This is a genomic window from Mycobacterium sp. (genome assembly GCF_046095365.1).
Classification (GTDB): domain Bacteria; phylum Actinomycetota; class Actinomycetes; order Mycobacteriales; family Mycobacteriaceae; genus Mycobacterium.
On sequence record NZ_JBJTJF010000179.1, the window covers coordinates 1 to 19,986 of the forward strand.

General features: G+C 69.6%; 6 protein-coding genes and 2 pseudogenes. 3 read left to right on the plus strand and 5 right to left on the minus strand.

The window, feature by feature from the left end; genetic code table 11:
• Together ACKOQ4_RS13560 and ACKOQ4_RS13565 are read right to left on the minus strand one after the other, a co-directional pair.
• A pseudogene (locus ACKOQ4_RS13560) lies at nt 1-142 on the minus strand (succinate dehydrogenase/fumarate reductase iron-sulfur subunit); the annotation flags it as partial.
• Nucleotides 135-605 (minus strand): annotated as a pseudogene (locus tag ACKOQ4_RS13565) (flavin reductase family protein); the annotation flags it as partial. The pseudogenes ACKOQ4_RS13560 and ACKOQ4_RS13565, both read right to left, overlap by 8 nt.
• A 59-nt stretch (nt 606-664) precedes the next feature.
• Between ACKOQ4_RS13565 and ACKOQ4_RS13570 the strand changes: the two are divergent.
• Nucleotides 665-2,368 carry a fatty-acid--AMP ligase gene (locus ACKOQ4_RS13570; RefSeq protein WP_526292673.1) on the plus strand — a complete coding sequence of 568 codons (1,704 nt, stop codon included), beginning with the start codon at nt 665-667 and terminating at the stop codon, nt 2,366-2,368.
• A gap of 11 nt (nt 2,369-2,379) precedes the next feature.
• Complete coding sequence (locus tag ACKOQ4_RS13575) at nt 2,380-3,015, plus strand: GAP family protein (protein ID WP_526292675.1); 636 nt, start codon at nt 2,380-2,382, stop codon at nt 3,013-3,015.
• Between the two features lie 6 nt (nt 3,016-3,021).
• On the opposite strand, the gene ACKOQ4_RS13580 is transcribed toward ACKOQ4_RS13575, so the two are convergent.
• The 3 genes from ACKOQ4_RS13580 to ACKOQ4_RS13590 are packed head-to-tail and all read right to left on the minus strand — an operon-like array spanning nt 3,022 to nt 8,573.
• Nucleotides 3,022-4,158: a PE-PPE domain-containing protein gene (locus ACKOQ4_RS13580; RefSeq protein ID WP_526292677.1), complete on the minus strand. Its 1,137-nt coding sequence runs from the start codon at nt 4,156-4,158 to the stop codon at nt 3,022-3,024.
• On the minus strand, nt 4,155-7,133 hold the full coding sequence (locus ACKOQ4_RS13585) for an MMPL/RND family transporter (RefSeq protein ID WP_526292679.1): 2,979 nt from the start codon (nt 7,131-7,133) through the stop codon (nt 4,155-4,157). Before ACKOQ4_RS13585 ends, ACKOQ4_RS13580 begins: the two co-directional genes overlap by 4 nt.
• A gap of 18 nt (nt 7,134-7,151) precedes the next feature.
• Entirely contained in the window at nt 7,152-8,573 is a 1,422-nt protein-coding gene (locus tag ACKOQ4_RS13590) for a condensation domain-containing protein (protein ID WP_526292681.1), read from the minus strand.
• A 340-nt stretch (nt 8,574-8,913) separates the two neighbouring features.
• Between ACKOQ4_RS13590 and ACKOQ4_RS13595 the strand changes: the two genes are divergently transcribed.
• Nucleotides 8,914-19,938 (plus strand): type I polyketide synthase, encoded by an 11,025-nt coding sequence (locus tag ACKOQ4_RS13595; RefSeq protein WP_526292683.1) that lies wholly within the window; start codon nt 8,914-8,916, stop codon nt 19,936-19,938.
• Nucleotides 19,939-19,986 lie beyond the last annotated feature (48 nt).

Below are 19,986 nucleotides of genomic sequence, written 5' to 3' on the forward strand. Positions count from 1 at the left end.
TCTCCTCGTGGTCCCGGATGGTGTGGCAGACGTTCTGGCACAGGAAGCATTCGATGCACTTGCGGAACTCCTGGGAGCGCTCCACGTCCATCTGTGCCATCCGGTACTCGCCGGGCTGCAGTTCCTTCGGCGGAGCGAAAGCCGCTGCGGTGGAACACGATCGGCGCAACCTCCCGGTTCACCGTGATGTCCCTGACTCGCAGGATGACGATCGTGTGGTCCCCCGCGGGTACCAGCCGTTCCACCGCGCTCTCCAGCCACACGCAGGTGTGCTTGACAAACACCGCACCGGCCGGAGAGGTCACCGTCTCCAGGCCGGCGAACCGGTCACCGGACCGACCGGCCAGCGCGCGCACCGCCTCGTGCTGCTGCTCGGCGAGCACGCTGATCCCCAGCACCGGCAGACTCTGCAGCCTGGGCCAGGTCTCCGAGGAGTTCCGCACACAGAACGACACCAGCGGCGGCTCCAGCGAGACGGGTACGAACGTGCTCGCGGCCAGGCCCAGCCGCTCTCCGGCCGACTCGGCGGCGACCGCGATCACACCCGAGGGGAAGTGACTGAACGCCTCGCGGAGTGCGGCGGGGGTCAACTCCGTGTCGCCCATAGCTCAACTATCTTCACACGCCGGACACCGCTGATCGGCCGTTGAGTAGCCTGAGGGCCATGGCGAGCGTCTCGATCCTGTCTGTGCTGCGTGAACGCGCTGCGCAGACCCCGGACGACCTCGCTTTCACGTTCACCGACTACGACCACGACTGGGACGGCGTCGCCGAGAGCCTGACCTGGTCGCAGCTGTATCGCCGGACCCTCAACGTCGCCCACGAGATGAGCCGGCACGGCTCACCCGGTGACCGGGCCCTGATCCTGGCGCCGCAGGGCCTGCCCTTCATCGTCGCCTTCCTGGGGGCCATGCAGGCCGGGTTCATCGCGGTGCCACTGGCGGTTCCGGTTCCCGGCTCCCACGACGAGCGGGTCAGTGCCGTGGTGACCGACACCTCGCCGACGGTGGTGCTGACCACCACCGCGGTCTTCGACCTCGCCGCGCAGTACGTCGACGACGGCGCCGCGGTGATCGCGGTTCTGGCCGTGGACACCATGGACCTGGACTGCGACCAGGCGGTCGAGCAGGAGATTCCTCCGGGTCCCGACATCGCCTACCTTCAGTACACCTCAGGGTCGACGAGGCTGCCGGCCGGGGTGATGATCTCGCACCGGAACCTCTATGCGAACTTCGAGCAACTCATACCCGACTACATGTCAGAGCACGGCGGGATGCTGCCGCCGGGGTCGCGGCTCGTCTCGTGGCTGCCGTTCTATCACGACATGGGGCTGATGCTGGGAATCGCGGCGCCGATCCTCGCCGGCCGGGTGGGCGACCTGATGAGTCCGCTGGCGTTCCTGGCGCGCCCGGCGAGGTGGGTGCAGGCCCTGTCCCGCCACGAGTTGTCCTTCTCGGCGGCGCCGAACTTCGCCTTCGACCTCACCGCCCGCCGCACCACCGACGAGGAGATGGCGGGTCTCGATCTCGGGGGCGTCATCGGCATCATCAACGGCGCCGAACGCATCCACCCGTCCACCCTGGTCCGGTTCAACGAGCGATTCTCCGCCGTCGGCTTCCGTCCCGAGATGGTACTGCCCTCATACGGACTGGCCGAGGCGACGGTCTACGTGGCCAGCGGCGCCGGCGGCCGTGCACCCGACGTCGTCGAGTTCGACGCCGAACAACTCACCGAGGGACCCGCGGTGCGCACCCCCGGCGGCGCGCCGTTGCTGCGGTACGGCCTACCGGCTTCGCCGTTGCTGAGGATCGTCGACCCCGACACCTGCCGGGAATGCCCGGCCGGGACCGTGGGCGAGATCTGGACCCATGGCGAGAACGTCTCGGCCGGTTACTGGCGCAAACCCGAGCAGACCGGGTCGGCGTTCGGCGCCACCCTCGTCGACGGCACGCCCGAGGCGGACTGGCTGCGCACCGGGGACCGGGGCTTCATCTCCGAGGGGGAGTTGTTCATCGTCGGGCGGATCAAGGACATGCTGATCGTCCGCGGGCGTAACCACTACTCCGAGGACATCGAAGCGACTGTGCAGCAGATAACCCGCGGGCGGGTGGCGGCGATCGCGGTATCCGACGAGCAGACCGAGAAACTCGTCACCATCATCGAACTGAAGAGACGCGACGATCGCGACGAGCTCGAGACGGTGAAAACCGATGTCATCGCAGCGGTTTCACGTGCGCACGGTCTGCAGGTCTCCGATATCGTGCTGGTGGAACCCGGGTCGATCCCGACCACCACCAGCGGCAAGATCCGCCGGTCGGCCTGCGTCGAGCAGCACCGGCAGGGGCGGTTCGTGCGGCTGGACGCGTAGCCGACGCCCCGATGTGGATCACCCTCCTGGTGATGGCTGTGGCAGTGAGCCTGGAGCCGTTTCGCATCGGGATGACGGTGCTGATGCTCAACCGCCCGCGCCCGCAGCTCCAACTGGCCGCCTTCCTGTGCGGGGGCTTTCTGATGGGCCTGACGGTGGGGGCGGTGGTGCTGGGGGTCGTGGGGTCACGGTTGCCGGACTCCGCGCGGGGCAGCGCGCCGACGGTCCAGATCGTCCTTGGGGTGGCGGCCCTGCTGGCGGCCGGGTGGCTGGCCCTCACCACCGGACGGCCGCGTACCCCGCCGGCCTGGCTGACCGGGCTGATGGCGGGCCAGTCGCCGTGGGTCGCCGGAGTGGCCGGACTGGGGATTGCGCTGCCGTCGGCGGACTACCTGGCCGCTCTGGCCGTGATCGCCACCGCGGACATCACCACCGCCACCCGCTTTACCGCACTGCTGGTGTTCACCGTGGTGGCCTTCGCGTTCGTCGAGATCCCTCTGCTGGCCTACCTGGTCGCCCCGGAGCGCACCCGGGCGGTCATGACCGCTCTGAACGGCTGGGTGCGGGCGCGGCGGCGACAGGAGGTGGCGGCGCTGCTGGCGGTGGTGGGCGGGGTGCTGCTGGCCGCGGGTCTGCTCACGGTATGAGCGGGTCTACCCCTGCCCGGAGCCGAAACTGCTCAGCAACGCCAGCATCTGGGACAGCGGATCGGTGCCGACCTGCTCTCCGTAGGTCGCGGTGGTGGCCGGCGCGGTCACCTCTGCGGGGTCGTAGCCGTTGACCGGATCCACCGTGATCGGTGCGGTAGCCGGATCGTCGTTACGGGAGTACCCGGAGTCGATCATCGGCTGGAGGACCGCATCGAGTCTGTTCAGCGTGTGCTCGTCGACCCCGGCGTACTTGAACGGCATCACCAGCGGCAGATGCTGTTCGGGGATCATGAAGGTGGTCTTTTTGCCGCCCCGGGAGTTGACGGTGGTCCGGATGTTCCGGGCCGGAACGTTGCGCGGGTTGGTGAAGGCCACGGCGGTGTGGCCGGTCGCCAGACCGACGATCGAATTCGCCAGCGCCATCCAGTTGTCCGTCCGGTCCGGCCAGTCGGCGATGCTGTCGTAGGCGGAGACGAAAGAGTATGTGTCGTACTGACTTTCGACCGGCGGGGGGATGACGAAATCCATCGACGGGACAAAACCGCCCACCGGGAAGTTCTGCCGGAGCCACCCCTCGCCGAAAGCGTGCTGACCGATCGGATCCCCGAACACCGCAAAGGTGAGCCGGTCGGGCGGCGGAGCGTTGGGGTCGGCGGCCAGGCGGGCCTGTACGGCATTGACCACCATCGCCCCCTCCGACAGACCGAACACCGTGCCGGGACCGTCGGCGTTCACCGTCGCGATGACGTTGCCTGCGCCCTGGTCGACCGATTCGCCGATGCTCGGGCCGTCCAGTCCGTAGCCCGGAAACGCCTGATCGATGCCCGGGAAGAGCCGTTCCAGGGTGTGGCCCTGGACCTGGCCGGCCCAGTAGTCGATCTTCTGGCGCTGCAGACCGGGGAACCACTGCGCACCCGTCATGCGGATGTACTCGTCGTACGGAATCCCGGCCACATGGGCACCGCCGAGCCCGTACCCCCGCGGCGGTGTGCCTTCCAGCGTGGTGGCGGTGCCCTGCTCCGAAACCCCCACCGGCGAAACGTCCGTCGAAGTGTCGTCGGCACTGGCGACGCCGCTCGCGGCCAGGGGGCCCACCGAGGCTGCCAGGCCGATGGCCACTGCGGTGATCAGCGTCTTCATACTCGAACGCTCCCGTGCGATGTCAGTCGTGACGGCCACCAGTTCGCCCGTCCCAGCAGCGTGGCCAGGGCAGGCACCAGGACGGTCCGCACCAGGAAGGTGTCCAGCAGGATCCCGGCACCGATGACGAAGCCGCCTTGGACCACCGTACCAATGCTGGAGAACAGCAGACCCCACATGGACGCGGCGAAGATCAACCCGGCGGCGGTGATGACGCCTCCGGTCGACGACAGCGTCCGGATGATGCCGTAGCGGGTTCCGGCCGGAGACTCGTCGCGCAGTCGCGAGGCGAACAGCAGGTTGTAGTCGGCGCCCACGGCGACCAGCACCACGAAAGCCAGCGGCGGCACGGTCCAGTGCAACTGCTCGCCGAATCCGTACCGGAACGTCAGCACGCCGATCCCCAGCGCCGCGAAGTAGGAGATGACCACCGACCCGACGAGGTACAGCGGCGCGACGATCGCCCGCAGCAGCAGAATCAGCGTCAGCAGCACGATGATGATGGTGGCCGCGACGATGAACCGGATGTCACCGCGGTAGTAGTCGCGGGTGTCGCGAAGCGCGACCGGATAGCCGCCCATGGTTATCGAGGCGTCGGCAAGGGTGGTGTTCGGCTGGGCGGCACGGGCGGTCTCGGCGATGGTGTTGACCTGATCCATCGCCGCGGAACTGAGCGGGTCGAGTCTGGTGAACACCAGATACCGCGCCGAGCGCCCGTCGGGTGAGATGAACATCTTCGACGCCGCCTTGAACTGCTCGAGGTCGAGAACCTCGGGGGGAATGTTGAAGCCGGCCATCGACGGCGCCGCGGCCTGCGTCTTCATCGACAGCAGGAACGCGGCGGCCTGGTCGAGTCCGCTTCGCATCACCTCGATCTGATCGACCACCCGATCCACGCCGGCCGCCACCTCCCGGCTCCCGCTGGCGGCGCGGTCGGCTTGTTCGCGGAACCCGGTCAGGGTGCTCTGCGATTCGTCGGGGGTGTCCAGGCCCATGGAGCGCATCACCGTCTTCACACTGGCCAGGGCATCCTTCAACCGGGTCAGCGTTGTCGTCAGCGACTGGTCGTCCTGCATCGAGGCCAGCTGACGCGCCAGGTCGTTGATCCTGTCGATGGTCCCGTTGTTGCGTGCGTCCACCAGGCTCTGGAAGTGACCGCGGGTCTCGGCACAGGAGGGGTTCAGGTCACAGACCACGTTGCCGTGCAGAGCCATCAGGACCGGGCCGACCCAACCGAGCAGATCCCTGGCCCTGGAGTAGCTGACGCCCATCGACAGACCGAGCTCGTTGACCGCGGCGACCAGCTTCGCCGCGACTTCGACGTTCCTGACCAGCGTGTCGCCGTCGTAGCGGAACTTCAGGGCGTCGAACGCATCGACCATCCCCTGGACGTTGGCCGCCAGTTCACTGACCTGACCGCGCACGTCGCCCAGGCCGATGGCCAACGTGTCGGCGCCGGAGGACAGCCGATTGAGGTCGTCCATGTTCGCGGTGATCATCGCCGAGCCGTCGCTGAGCCGACCGCCGACCAGGCCGGCCTGATAGGTGGCCCGGAACTCCGGCGGCACCTGCCCCATCGGACGGGTGATACCGCTGACCTGGGCGACGTCGGGCAGTTGGCTGATGCGTTCGGCCATCTGCTCCAGGTCCGCCAGACTGCGCGGCGTGCGCAGGTTGTGCGGCGAACGGATCAGCACGTAGGAGGGCACGAACTGATTGAGGTCGAAATGACGTTCCAGCGCCGCGTAGCCGGCCGAACTGGGCGCCGACGGTGACACCGCCTTGCGGTCGTCGTAGTTGTACCGGCCGGATACCGCGTAGCCGGCCAGCAGGGCCAGAATCAGGACACCGGCCGCCAGATGGGTGCGCGGCCGGCGCACGATGCGTATCCCCGAGCGCCGCCAGAACCGGGTGGTCAACTCGCGGCGCGGCTTGATCCAGCCCCGCCGCCCGACGACGGTCAGGATGGCCGGCAGCAGCGTCAGAGCGGCCAGGAACGCCACCGCGACGCCGATCGCCGAGGACACCCCGACGGTGGAGAACACCCCCATCTTGGCGAAGCTGATCGCCAGGAAGGTGATCCCGATGGTGGCGGCGGATGCGGCGATCACCTTTCCCACCGATGCCAGGGCGTCTCGCACCGCGTCGTCGGAGGCCTCGCCGCGGCGCACGTAGTCGTGGTAGCGGCTGATCAGGAACACGGCGTAATCGGTTCCGGCGCCGGCGATCATCGCGCTGAGCAGAATGATGGCCTGGTTCGACACGCCCAGACCGGTGGCGTCGGACAGGCCGGCGACGGCGGACTGCGCGATCACCAGCGAGGCGCCGATGCCGATCAGGGGCAGCAGCATCGCGATCGGATTGCGATACACCACCAGCAGCACCGCAAGCACGAGAACGGCGATCGCGATCTCGATCGGCCGCCGGTCCCGCTCACCGGCGACGGTGAGGTCGGCGACGGTGGCCGCCGGACCGGCCAGGTGCACCTCCAGTGCGCTGCCCGACGTGTTCTGCTCGACGATGTCGGCCACCCGGGTGAATGCGGCGTAGGAATCCGGCGTGCCCAGTGCTCCCGACAGACCCAGGGGAAGCACCCAGGACTTGCCGTCCTTGCTGGTCATGAAGGAGCGCAGGGCCGGCGTCGCGATGAAGTCCTGCACCATCACCAGGTCGCGCGGATCCCGGCGCAGCGCCTCCACCAGTTTCCGGTAGGTGGCCTCGTCGGTCGGGCCCAGACCGCGCTCGTTGGTCATGACGACCAGCAGCAGGTCGTCGGTGCCCGCCTCGGCGAACGCATCGGTCATCTCCCGGGCGGCGACGCTGGACGGCGCGTTACCCGGGAGCATGGCCAGCGGATGCTTCTGGGCCATGTCGTTGAGGTTCGGCAGCGACAACGGCAGCGCTACCGCCAACGCGACCCAGAGCGCAATGACCGCGAAGGGCCACCGCACGACGAAACCGGCTAGACGTCGCACGCGGACCTCCGGGCGCACCTAGCCAAAGCGCCCCCAGTGACCCGTGTCGGCCACCTGCTCGCACACCGACTTCATCGTCGCGATGTAACGGGCGACCGATTTCCGGGCGATCGGGTTGTCGGGGTACAGCACCGACATCGCGGTGCCGGCCTCGTACCGGAAGACGTAGATCGTCAGCTGATAGCTGAATCGCCCGTCGGAGTAGATGCCGATGTTGTTCGAGTAGCCCATGTCGGCCGCGGCGATGACGGCGTTGAGCGGCGCGGCACCGCCGTGCAGGAAGTTCCAGACCGGGAAGTTCGGGCGCGGCTTTTCCAGCCAGGGGGCCAGCTCCAGCACCCGGTAGTAGGGAACCCTCGCCAGATTCAGGTTGGAGTCGAAGGACGCCTGGGCCGTCCAGGCGGCCTCGGCGAAGGATGTCGCCGCGATCGGGACGGTGATCGGGATCAGTCCGGTGAACCAGCCCTGGGTGGTGAAGTTGTCCGAGGTCCTGCGGGTGTCCCTCGGGGTGAGCCCGAAATAGGTGGCCGCCCCGGTCAGTTCGTGCTCCACCATGGCGGCGCAGGCGAACAGGCCGCCGACGAAGCGCACCCCCGCCGCTGTGCAGGCCGCTTCGAACCGGTCGGTCTGCTCGGCGTCCAACAGCATCTCGCCGACCATGTCGGCGACAGTCGGTTCCTGCGCGTTGCCCAGCGGCAGCGGAAACTCCGGCAGGGTGCCGTGGTTGTTCTCGGCAAACTCGATCCAGGCGCGAACCTCCGGTGAATCGACGGTCAGACTCGAGGTGTACTCACGCTCCTGCAGGCAGAAATCATCGAAACTGCCCGCGTCCGGAAGTTCTATCGGCTGCCCGGTCAGCATCAGCGACGAGTACATCCCGTGCGCCTCGAGCATGGTGATCCCGATCAGGGCGGCGTCGCCGTGGACGTGGTCGATACTGGCGTAGAAGTCGAAATGATCGCTGCTCTGCACGATTCCGAACGAGAAGCAGCCCCACTCCATCGGACTGGGGATGCCGACAATATGTTTGCGCGCGTCCTCGGCGCTCATCTGGCCGTTGTCGACGGGTTCGAATTCGATGTCCTCTGGATCGGCGATCGTGCGCCGGACGATGTCGCCGTCGCCGTCGTACTCGAACCAGCTGCGGTAGGTGTCGTGCCGGCGCAGGTAGGCGTTGATGGCATGATTCATGGCGTCAATATCGCACTGACCAGGCACTTCACAGGTGGCAATGATCTGGCGCGAGTAGTCGAGGCCGGCGGCCCCCTGATGGTAGACACCCCGGATGTGCTGCCCCTGCATGAAGCTGACCGGCACTTCGCTGACGGGGGCCTGCCCGGCCTTGGCCATGGCGGCGGCGGTCGGGTGCCAGGAAATCAACGCACCAGGACTCGGCGCCCAGTCGTCAATTGTGCCGATCGTAATTTTCCCGATCTGCAATTCGGCTCCCTGCTAGTGATCCCGCGGCCGCCGGCTGGCCGCCGCGCCGGCGAAACCAACATAACCCCCCGGCGAAGGCGGTCGCCGGTGCGTCCGGCAGACCAGCGCAGGGCGGAGAGCAGTTGGAGGCCTAACTGCCCGGTCAGGCCCGGGGGCTCCCCGGCCGGGGGCGGCCGAACAGCCGACCCGTCCGTTCAGCAACGCCCATGCCATACTGGCCGCTGGGAGATGGAGCCGGCCGTGGCTGGGCCATGGCCGGAACATGGCCGTTTCCGGAGTTGACGTTGTCTCCCGCGTGGCATCGAACTTCACCGGCCTAGGCGGGGAGCTGAACAACCTCATGTCAATGACCGACCGTCCGGCGGAGCAGGAGCCCCGCTTCGCGATCATCGGCTACGCGGCCCGCCTGCCCGGCGCCGCGGACGCCGACCAGTACTGGGAGTTGCTGCACGACGGCCGCGACGCGGTCTCTGAGGTACCGCCCGACCGTTGGGATGCCGACGAGTTCTTCGACCCGGATCCGGCCGCTCCCGGCAAAGTCGTCACCCGCCGCGCGGGCTTCGTCGACGACGTCACCGGGTTCGACGCCCCGTTCTTCGGGGTTTCGGCCCGCGAGGCCAAGTGGATCGACCCCCAGCACCGGCTGCTCATGGAGGCCGCCTGGCGGGCGGTCGAGCACGCAGGTATCTCACCGACGAGCCTGGCCAACAGCCGCACCGGCGTCTTCGTCGGTCTGGCCACCCATGACTACCTCGGCATGGCCTCCGACGTCCTGACCTATCCCGAGCTCGAGGCCTACCTGGCGATCGGCACCTCGGGGGCGGCCGGGGCCGGCCGGATCAGCTACCGGCTCGGCCTGCAGGGTCCCGCCGTCAGCGTCGACACCGCATGCAGCTCATCTCTGGTGGCCATTCATCAGGCCTGCCAGGCCCTGCGGCTGGGCGAGTGCGACCTGGCCCTGGCCGGCGGGGCGAACGTTCTGCTGACCCCGGCCACCATGATCGCGTTCTCGCAGTCGCGGATGCTCGCGCCCGATGGCCGGTGCAAGACCTTCGACGCGGCCGCCGACGGGTATGTGCGTGGCGAAGGCTGCGGCGTCATCGCGATCAAGCGCCTCGAGGACGCGATCCGCGACGGCGACCGGATCAGGGCCGTCATCCGCGGCAGTGCGGTCAACCAGGACGGCGCGTCCGGCGGCCTGACCGTGCCGAATGGTGTGGCCCAGCAGCGGGTCATCACCGAGGCGCTGGAGTCCGCCGGACTGGCCCCCGCCGATATCGACTACCTCGAGGCGCACGGCACCGGCACGTCGCTGGGCGACCCCATCGAGGTCCAGGCCGCGGCCGCCGCGCTCGGCCGGGACCGCGACGCGGGACATCCGCTGCTGATCGGTTCGGCCAAGACCAACATCGGCCACCTGGAGGCCGCCGCCGGCGTGGCCGGCGTGCTCAAGGTGGTTCTGGCGCTCGAGCACTCCGAACTGCCCAGGCACCTCAATTTCCGCACCCCGTCGCCGCACATCCCGTGGGACCGGATCCCGGTCCGGGTGGTGGACGAGGCGACCGCCTGGGAGCGCACCGGGCGGCCGCGCATCGCCGGGGTCAGTTCGTTCGGATTCACCGGCACCAATGCCCACGTCATCATCGAGGAGGCGCCGCAGGCTACCGCGGTGGTGGCGGAGGAGCCCGCAGACGCCCGCCGCTACGCGGTGCTTCCGTTGTCCGCGCGCACCCCGGACGCATTGGTTCAGACCGCGGAGAACTACCGCAGCCGGTTGCTGGAGAACCCGGACGCCACGCTGGCAGACGTCTGCCTGACCGCCGGGACCGGGCGGGCGCACCTCGAGCACCGCGCGGCGTGCGTGGTCAACTCGCTGGAGTCCGCACGCGAACTGCTCGCAGCGCTGGCGGACGGGCGGCCGGCCCCGGGTCTGGTGCGCGGCGACAGCGCCGATCCGCCGAAGACCGCCTGGCTGTTCCCCGGGCAGGGCAGTCAGTACGCCGGCATGGCCCGGGAGTTGTTCGACACCGAACCGGTGTTCGCCGAGACCATGACCCGCTGCGCCGAGGCGGTCGCCGGCGTGCTCGGCAAACCCCTTCTCGACGTCATCTTCGACGCCGACGGCGCGGCGACCCTGCAGCAGACCAGCTACGCCCAGCCCGCGATCTTCGCGGTGGAGATGGGCTTGGCCCGGCTCTGGCAGTCGTGGGGCTTCGAACCCGACGTCGTACTCGGGCACAGCGTCGGGCAGTACGCGGCCGCCTGCGTCGCGGGCGTTTTCGGCCTCGAGGACGGCGCCCGCCTGCTGGCCGAACGCGGCCGGCTTTTCGGCGGACTGCCCGCGGGCGGCCGGATGTCGGCGATCTTCGCCGACGCGGACCGCGTCGAGCGTCTCACCGACGATTTCCCCAGCCTGTCGGTCGCGGCCTACAACGGCGCCAATACCGTGCTGTCCGGTCCGGGAGCCGACCTCGAGCAGGCGGTCGCCAGACTGGCCGCCGACGGGGTTCGCTGCGACTGGCTGGACACCAGCCACGCCTTCCACTCGGCCCTGCTGGATCCCGCTCTCGACGAGTTCGAGTCGTATGCGAACCGCTTCGAATTCGGCTCGCCCCAGCGGATTCTGGTGTGCAACCGGACCGGCGAGGCCCTCGGGCGCAACGCCAGACTCGACGGCTCCTACTGGCGCCGGCATTCCCGCCAACCGGTCCAGTTCGCCAAGGGCGTGGCGACACTGGCCGAACTCGGCTGCGCCCTGCTGCTCGAGGTCGGCCCCCAGCCGATCCTCACCGCCGCCGCCCTGCGCGCATGGCCCGACCCGGCGGGCGCACCGAAGGCGATCGCGTCGCTGCGCAAGAGCGGAGCCGACCACCGCCAGATCACCGAGGCTCTGGCCGGCGCCTACGCCGCCGGCCACCTGCCGGACTTCGGCGCGCTCGCGCAGGGATCCGCGCACAAGGTCGACCTGCCGACCTATCCCTTCGAGCACCGCCAGTACTGGTTCAAGGACAAGACGGTCACCGCCGCCCACTCCCCTGCCCCTGAGACGGCCGCACGCACCGAGGCCATCCAGCTTCTCGAAGACGGCCGCTTTGAGGAACTCGCCACGCTACTCGGCGCTACGGACGGCACACAGACACCCGCCGAAGTGCTCAAACGGCTTGCTGCGCAACATAACCGGCAACGCAGCGCGCAGTCCATAGCGGACATCCGCTACGAAATCCGCTGGGAGAAGTCCGCGAGCACACCTGCCGCCGAAGTCGGCGACGGAGCAGCATGGCTACTCATCGGTGACGACGGCGCCGTGCTCAAGCCCGTGGTCGAGGCGCTCACAGCGGGCGGACACCGGCATCGCGTCCTGGGACTGCCGATCACCGACGCCGACGAGCAGCGACTGGTCGCCGAACTACGCGAAGCCGTGCAGGACGAACCGGCCCTGCGCGTCCTGCACGTCGCAGCCCTCGAGTGCGACGGCGCACCGTCGATGCGGTCGCTGCTGCGTATGCAGCACCGCATCCTGGGCGGGACGCAGCGGCTGTTCCGCGCCGCGGCGGCCGCCGAGTTGCCGGGATCGGTGTGGGTGGTGACGCGCGGAGCGCAGCGGGTCAGCGAGACCGACCACGTATCACCCCAGCAGAGCATCCTGTGGGGCTTCTGTCGCGCCGCCGCCCTGGAGTACCCGCAGGTCTGGGGTGGACTCGCCGACCTTTGCGGCAGCGAGGACGAGTGGTCACGGCTCGTCAGACAGGTCGCGACCACCACGGCGGGCGAAGACCAGATCGCCCTGCGCGAGCACGCGTTCTATGTTCCGCGCTTACTGCGCCGCACCGACCAGGCGAAGCCTGATCAGCTGCAATTGCGTTCCGACGCAACATATCTGGTGACCGGCGGGCTCGGCTCCCTCGGACTTGAGGTCGCCGGGCACCTGGCCACGCACGGCGCGCGGAATCTGGTGCTGACAAGCCGGCGCGCGCCCGGTGCCGCCGCACAACAACAGATCGGCGCCCTGCGCGAGCAGCACGGCTGCACCGTGATGGTGATCGAGGCCGACGTCGCCGACCCGCACGACGTCGCCCGCGTGCTGGCGGGCATCGAGGCCGAACTGCCGCCGCTGGCAGGCATCGTCCATGCCGCGGGCGAGAACGGCACCACCCCACTGGGCACGCTGGACACCGCCGAGGTGGATCGGGTGTTCTCCGGGAAGGTCTGGGGCGCCTGGTATCTCAGTGAGGCGATCGCCGATCTGAATCTGGACTTCTTCCTGTCGACGTCGTCGATCTCCTCGGTGTGGGGCAGCTACGGCCAGTGCGCCTACAGCGCGGCCAACGCCTTCCTCGACGGCCTGACCTGGCGTCTGCGCGAGCAGGGCATCCCGGCTGTGAGCGTGAACCTGGGACCGGTATCGGCCGACTCGGGCATGGCCGACGGCGATGCCCGAGCCCAGTTGGATCTGCGCGGCGTTCACACCCTCTCCCCCGCCGACGCCCTGGCCGGGATGGCTGACGTCCTGGCCGTCAACTCCACCGGTAACGCGGCGCGGACGCCGCAGACGGTGCTGGCGCGGATCGACTGGGCACGGTTCCTGCCGATCTACCTCCAGGCCGGGCGCCGGGCGCTGCTGGACGAGATCGCCCGTGAGACGCCGGGAACGGTGACGGCCGCCCAGGGTCCGTCGGGCAGGACCGCGCTGGTCGAGCAACTCACCGCCGCTCCGGTGCAGCAGCGCAAGAAACTGGTCCTGGAGTTCCTCCGCGACGCCGTCGCGGAGGTGACCCGGATCGACGCCGCGGAGATCCGCGAGGAAGCCGGGTTCTTCGATCTCGGCATGGATTCCCTGATGGCCGTCGAACTGCGCCGCCGACTCGAGCAGTCCGTCGGCAGGGAGTTGCCGGCGACTCTGGCGATGGACTACCCGCGGCTGACCGACGTAGCCGACTACCTACTCGGCGAAGTGCTGAACCTCAGCGAACGGACCGCGCTCAGAGTTGCGGTCCAGCCCGCGTCGCTGGCGACCGCCGCGGCCGACGAGCCGGTCGCCATCATCGCGGTGGCATGCCGCTTCCCGGGGGCGCCCGACCCGGACGCGTACTGGCGGGTGCTGTCCGAGGGCGTGGACGCCATCAGCGAGATCCCCGAGGACCGCTTCGACGTCGAGGAGTTCTACGACCCCGATCAGCAGACCCCGGGCAAGATCTACACCCGCAGCGGCGGATACCTCGACAGCGTCGACGGATTCGATCCGGAGTTCTTCGGCATCTCCCCGCGCGAAGCCGTGTGGATGGATCCGCAGCAGCGGCTGATGCTCGAAATCGCTTGGGAGGGCTTGGAACGGGCGGGCTACGCGCCGGCGTCGATGCGCGGCAGCCGGACCGGCGTCTTCGTCGGGGTCGGGGCCAACGAATACGCCCACCTGCTGTCCGGCGACTCGGTCGACAAACTCGAGGGTCACTTCATCACCGGCAACGCCCTGAACGCCATCGCCGGGCGGGTGTCCTTCACCCTCGGCCTGGAGGGGCCTGCGGTGGCCATGGACACCGCCTGCAGTTCGTCGCTGGTGGCCGTGCACCAGGCCGCCCAGGCCCTGCACGCTGGCGACTGCGACATGGCCCTGGCCGGCGGCGTCAACGTCCTGCTGAGCCCGGCTTCGGTCGTCGCGGCGTCGCGGGCCCGGATGCTCGCGCCCGACGGCCACTGCAAGACCTTCGACGCCGCCGCCGACGGATACGTCCGCGGTGAGGGTTGCGGCGTGCTGGTGCTCAAGCGGCTGTCCGACGCCCAGCGCGACGGCGACCGGATCTGCGCGGTCATCCGCAGCAGCGCGGTCAACCAGGACGGCGCCTCCAGCGGGCTGACCGTCCCCAACGGCGGCGCGCAACAGCGCCTCATCGCGGCGGCCCTGGCCCGGGCGGGCCTGACCGGCGCGGACGTGGACTACCTCGAGGCGCACGGCACCGGCACCCCACTGGGCGACCCGATCGAGGTGCAGGCGGCCGCGGCGGTCTACGGCGCCGGGCGCGATCCGAAGCATCCGCTGCTGATGGGGACGGCCAAGACCAACATCGGACATCTGGAGTCCGCCGCCGGGGTCGCCGGTCTGATCAAGGTCGTGCTGTCGCTGCAGCACGACCTGCTCCCGCGGACACTGCACTTCCGCAATCCCAACCCGCACATTCCCTGGGAGTCGCTGCCGGTTCGGGTCGTGGAGGAGCCGACGCCCTGGAACGCCGGGGGCCATCCGCGACGGGCCGGGGTCAGTTCGTTCGGCTTCACCGGCACCAACGCCCACGTGCTCATCGAGGAGGCCCCGCAGGCGGCGTCCGACGAAACCGCCGAGGACCTCGCCGACGACGCCGCGGCGACGGAGTCTCCGCGCGAACCCTGGAGCCTGCTGCCGCTGTCGGCGCGGTCCGCCCAGGGCCTGACCGCGCTGGCGCAGCGGTACTCCGCCTGGCTGGAGGCCCACCCGGACGCCCCGATCTCCGACGTGTGCTTCACCGCCGGCACCGGCCGGTCCCACTTCGAGCACCGGGCCGCGGTGGTCGCCAACTCCGCCGCCGAAGCCCGCATGCTTCTCGACGACCTGGTGGCCAACCGGCTTCGGCCGGGGGTGGTGCGCGGGGAGTGCGGCGACCCCCCGACGACCGCGTGGTTCTTCCCCGGCCAGGGCAGCCAGTACCCGGGCATGGCGCGCGAGTTGTTCGACAGCGAACCGGTTTTCGCCGAAACGGTCCGCCGCTGCGCGCAGGCGGTCGACCCGATGCTGCCACGCCCCCTGCTGGATGTGCTGCTCTCCGGCGACCGCGAGACCGCCGAGACGCTGCGGCACACCTCCTTCGCCCAGCCGGCGATATTCGCCGTCGAGATGGGCCTGGCCCGGTTGTGGCAGTCCTGGGGCATCGAGCCGGACGTGGTACTCGGACACAGCGTGGGCCAATATGCGGCGGCGTGTGTGGCGGGGGTGTTCAGCCTCGAGGACGGGGCCCGCCTGATCGCCGAACGCGGCCGGTTGTTCGGCAGCCTGCCGGCGGGTGGCCGGATGGTGGCGGTGTTCGCCGATCCGGAATACGTGGAGCACTCCGCGGAGAAGTTCCCGCGGGTCTCCGTCGGCGCCTACAACGGCCGCAACACGGTGCTGTCGGGACCGGCCGAGGACCTCGAGGAGATCGTCGCGGCCTGCAGCCAGGACGGAACCCGCTGCACCTGGCTGGAGACCTCGCACGCCTTCCACTCCGAACTGCTCGATCCGGTGCTCGGCGAATTCGAGTCCTTCGCCGAGCAGTTCACCTACGCCGCACCCACCCTGCCGCTGGTGTGCAACCGCACCGGCGCGGTCCTGACGGCCGACACCCCGCTGAATGCGCAGTACTGGCGCCGGCACTCCCGTCAGCCGGTGCAGTTCACCGAGAGCGTGCGCACCGTCGCCGCGTTGGGCTGCTCGGTGCTGATGGAGATCGGGCCCCAGCCGATCCTCACCGCGGCCGCGCTGCAGACCTGGCCGGAGTCCGCGGCGGCGCCGACCGCCATCGTGTCACTGCGCAAGGGGTCCAACGCGCAGCGCCAGATCACCGAGGGGCTTGCCGCCGCGTACATCTGCGGACATCGTCCCGACTTCTCCACCCGGCAACACTCCTCGCACCCGCGGCTCGAGCTGCCCACCTACCCCTTCCAGCGCCGGCGTTACTGGCCGAAGACGTCCGGTCTCGCCGTTGGTGGCGCCGACGGCGTGCGGATGTCCGGAATCCTCGGCAGCGCAAAGGATCTGGCGTCAGGCGACACCGTCTACTCCAATGTGCTGTCGGTCAGGACCCAACCCTGGTTGGCACATCACGTCATCTACGGCACGGTGGTCGTACCCGGTGCCACCTACGCGGCGATGGCCCTGGCCGCGGCAGGTGCCCCGGCCCGGGTCAAGGAAGTGTTCTTCTACGAGCCGATCATCCTGCCCGAGAAGGCATCCCGCGAAGTTCAGCTCACGATGCGGCCGCTCGAAGCAGGCGACGGCTGGAAGTTCCAGGTGCACAGCCGTCCCTACGGCGTCCGCGACGCCGAGTGGTCGCTGAACTCCGACGGCACCCTGCTCGGCGGCGCCGACACGGCTTCGCCGGAACCCGCAGCCGAACCGGTGGACGAGGTGACCGAGCGGCTCACCCGCACCAGCCCGCAGCAGCTGTTCGAAACCTTCGACGAGATGGAACTCGCCTGGGGGCCGACCTGGTCGACGTCGCTGAAATCGTTGTGGGTCGGCGACGGCGAGGCGATCGGCGACGTCTCCGTCGGCGACGAACTGGCCGAGCACCTCGGCGGCGAGCCCATCCACCCGGTTCTGCTGGACCTGTGCACCGGCGTGGCCTTCCCGGCCTTCCCGGCGCTGCTCGCGGCCCAGCACGGCGTCGCCGACCTGTTCCTGCCCCTGCGCTACGGGCAGGTGGAACTGCGCGAGCAGATGCCCCGGAGGTTCTATTGCCGGGCCCGCTGGCACGGCGGCAGCGTCGAGGGCGAGACGCAGGCCTTCGACATCGACTTCGTCGACCGGGACGGCCGCCGGCTCGGCGGCATCACCGAGTTCACGGTCAAGCGCGCACCCCGCGAAGCGCTGCTTCGCGGGCTCGGCGGCGACACCACCCGACTGCTCTACACGCTGGGCTGGCACGAGACCCCGGCGCCGGAGGCCGAAGCCGGGTCCGCGACCGGCACCTGGCTGGTCGCCGGATTCGACCCGGCCGGACTCGACGCGGTCTCGGCCCGTTGTCCCGGCGCGGTGGCCGTCGACCCGGCCGGCGACGAGGCCGCCTGGCAGCAGGCCTTCGCCGACGCCGCCGGGCGGGGCGAACCGGTCACCGGGATCGTCTGGCGGGGCTCCGGCCGACCGGGCGCCGAGCCGGCCACCGGCGAACTCACGGCACGGCTGGAGTCCGACATCGGCGCACTGCTCGGCGCCGTGCACGCGGCACTGGCGGCGGACAAGCTCAATCTGGCCGGCGGGCTGTGGATCGTGACCGAGCGCGCGGTCGCGACAGAGCCCGGCGAACCGGTCGATCCCGAGCAGGCCGCTCTCTGGGGAATCGGTCGCACCGCCATGGCCGAACAGCCCACCCTGCGCTGCCGGTTGGTGGACTGCGACGGCACCCGGGACGCCACCGCCTGGCTTGCCGGAGCGCTGGGCAGCCCGGTCGTCGAACCCGAACTGGCCATCCGGCAGGGCAAGTTCCTGGTGCCTCGCCTGCTGCACTGGGCCCGCAGCGGGCACCTGCCGATGCCTCGCACCGATGACTACGTGCTGGCGCCGACCGAGCGAGGCGCGATCGACAACCTGCGCCTGACCGAGGCTGTCGTGTCCCATCCCGCCCCGAACGAGATCCAGGTCCGGGTCGAGGCGGCCGGTCTGAACTTCCGCGACGTGCTCAACGTGCTGGGTCTCTACCCCGGAGATCCCGGCCCGATCGGCGGCGACCTGTGCGGCGTCGTCACCGAGATCGGTCCGGAGGTGACCGGATTCGAGATCGGCCAGCGCGTCTTCGGATCCATGCAGGGCGCGTTCGCCAGCCGGCTCAATGTTCCGGCGCCGTTGCTCACGCCGGTGCCCCACGGTGTCGACCCGGTGGGAGCGGCGACACTGCCGGCAGCCGCGCTGACGGCCCGGCTCGCCTTCGACTGGGCACAGCTGCAGCCGGGCGATCGTGTGCTCATCCACGCCGCCAGCGGCGGGGTGGGTATGGCCGCCATCCAGTTGGCGCGCCACCACGGCGCAACCGTCTTCGCCACTGCGAGCGCCCACAAGCGTGCCACCCTGCGCGATATGGGAGTCGAGTACGTCTATGACTCGCGCACAACGGATTTCGCGGACCAGATACTCGCGGACACCGACGGCGCCGGTGTCGACGTGGTCCTCAACAGCCTGACCAATGAGGGCTTCATCGAGGCGACGGTGCGGGCCACGGCCAAGGGCGGCCGGTTCGCCGAGATCGCCAAACGCGACATCTGGACCCGTGAGCAGATGGCGGCGGTTCGCCCCGACATCGACTACGAGATCGTCGCCCTGGACGTGACGATGATGACCGACCCCGAGCACATCCAGCGGCTCATGGTCGAACTCTCGGAGGGTTTGGCCAGGGGCGAGTGGACGGCGGTTCCGGCCGAGGTCTATCCGCTGACCGAGGCCAGGGCCGCGTTCCGCCGCATGCAACAGGCGCGGCACATCGGCAAGATCGTGGTGCAGATGCCCAAGCCGCTCGCGCCCCGGCCGGATCGGAGCTACCTGATCACCGGCGGCCTCGGGGCGCTGGGACTGCACACCGCCGCCTACCTGGCCCAACTCGGTGCCGGGGACATCGTTCTGACCAGCCGCCGCGCGGCCGATCCCGAAACCGAGGCCGCGATCGCCGCCATCTCCGAGCGGTTCCACTGCCGGCTGCACGTGTTCGCCGCCGACGTCGGCGACGAAGCCGAGGCCGCCGAACTGCTGGGCCGGATCCGCGCGGAGCTGCCGCCGCTGGGCGGCGTCGCGCACCTGGCCGGTGTGCTCGACGACGCGCTGCTGCCGCAGCAGGACCTGGACCGGTTCCGCACCACGCTGCGACCCAAGGCTCTCGGCGCCCACCACCTGCATCGGCTGACCCAGGACGACGAACTGGAGTTCTTCATCCTGTACTCCTCGGCCTCGGCGGTTCTGGGTTCGCCGTCGCAGGCCAACTACGCGTGCGCCAACGCCCTGCTCGACGGGCTGGTCGCCCACCGGCGAGCCCGCGGGCTGCCGGCGACGGCGGTCAACTTCGGGCCGTGGGGCCGCGGCGGCATGGCCAGTTCGCAGGCGGCGGTCGCCAACCTCACCGCCCAGGGCATGATGCCGCTGGAACCGACGGCGGCACTGGCCGCTCTCGGTGAGGTCATCCGGCACGGCACGGCGCAGGCGACGGTCCTGCAGGCCAACTGGCAGCGGACCGCGAAGATGCTGGGAGGCATGCGCCCGCCGCTGCTGGACCAGGTGTTGCCCACCGGGGACACCGCCGCCTCCGGTGACAGCGAGTTGCTCCGCAAGCTGCAGGAGATACCGGTGGCACAGCGGGTGGACTTCATCGCCGAGTTCCTGCAGCGCGAGGTGCAGGGCTTCCTGCGACTGGCCCAGCCTCCGGCCGCAACCAGCAGATTCCTCGACCTCGGCACCGACTCGCTGATGGCGGTGGAACTCCGCAACCGGCTGTTCACTCAATTCGGCGGCAAGTTCGACATCAGCCCGACGGCGGTGTTCGACTACCCGACGATCGGGGAACTCGCCGGCCACCTGGTCTCGCAGCTACCCGATTCGGAGGAACCGGCGGGCGGTGGCGAACCGGTCGCCGAGACCCGGGCGTCCACTGATTTGAACTAGCTCACACTGCTTTTGTGTTTGGGTCGGCGCCCGGTATAGTCACACTTA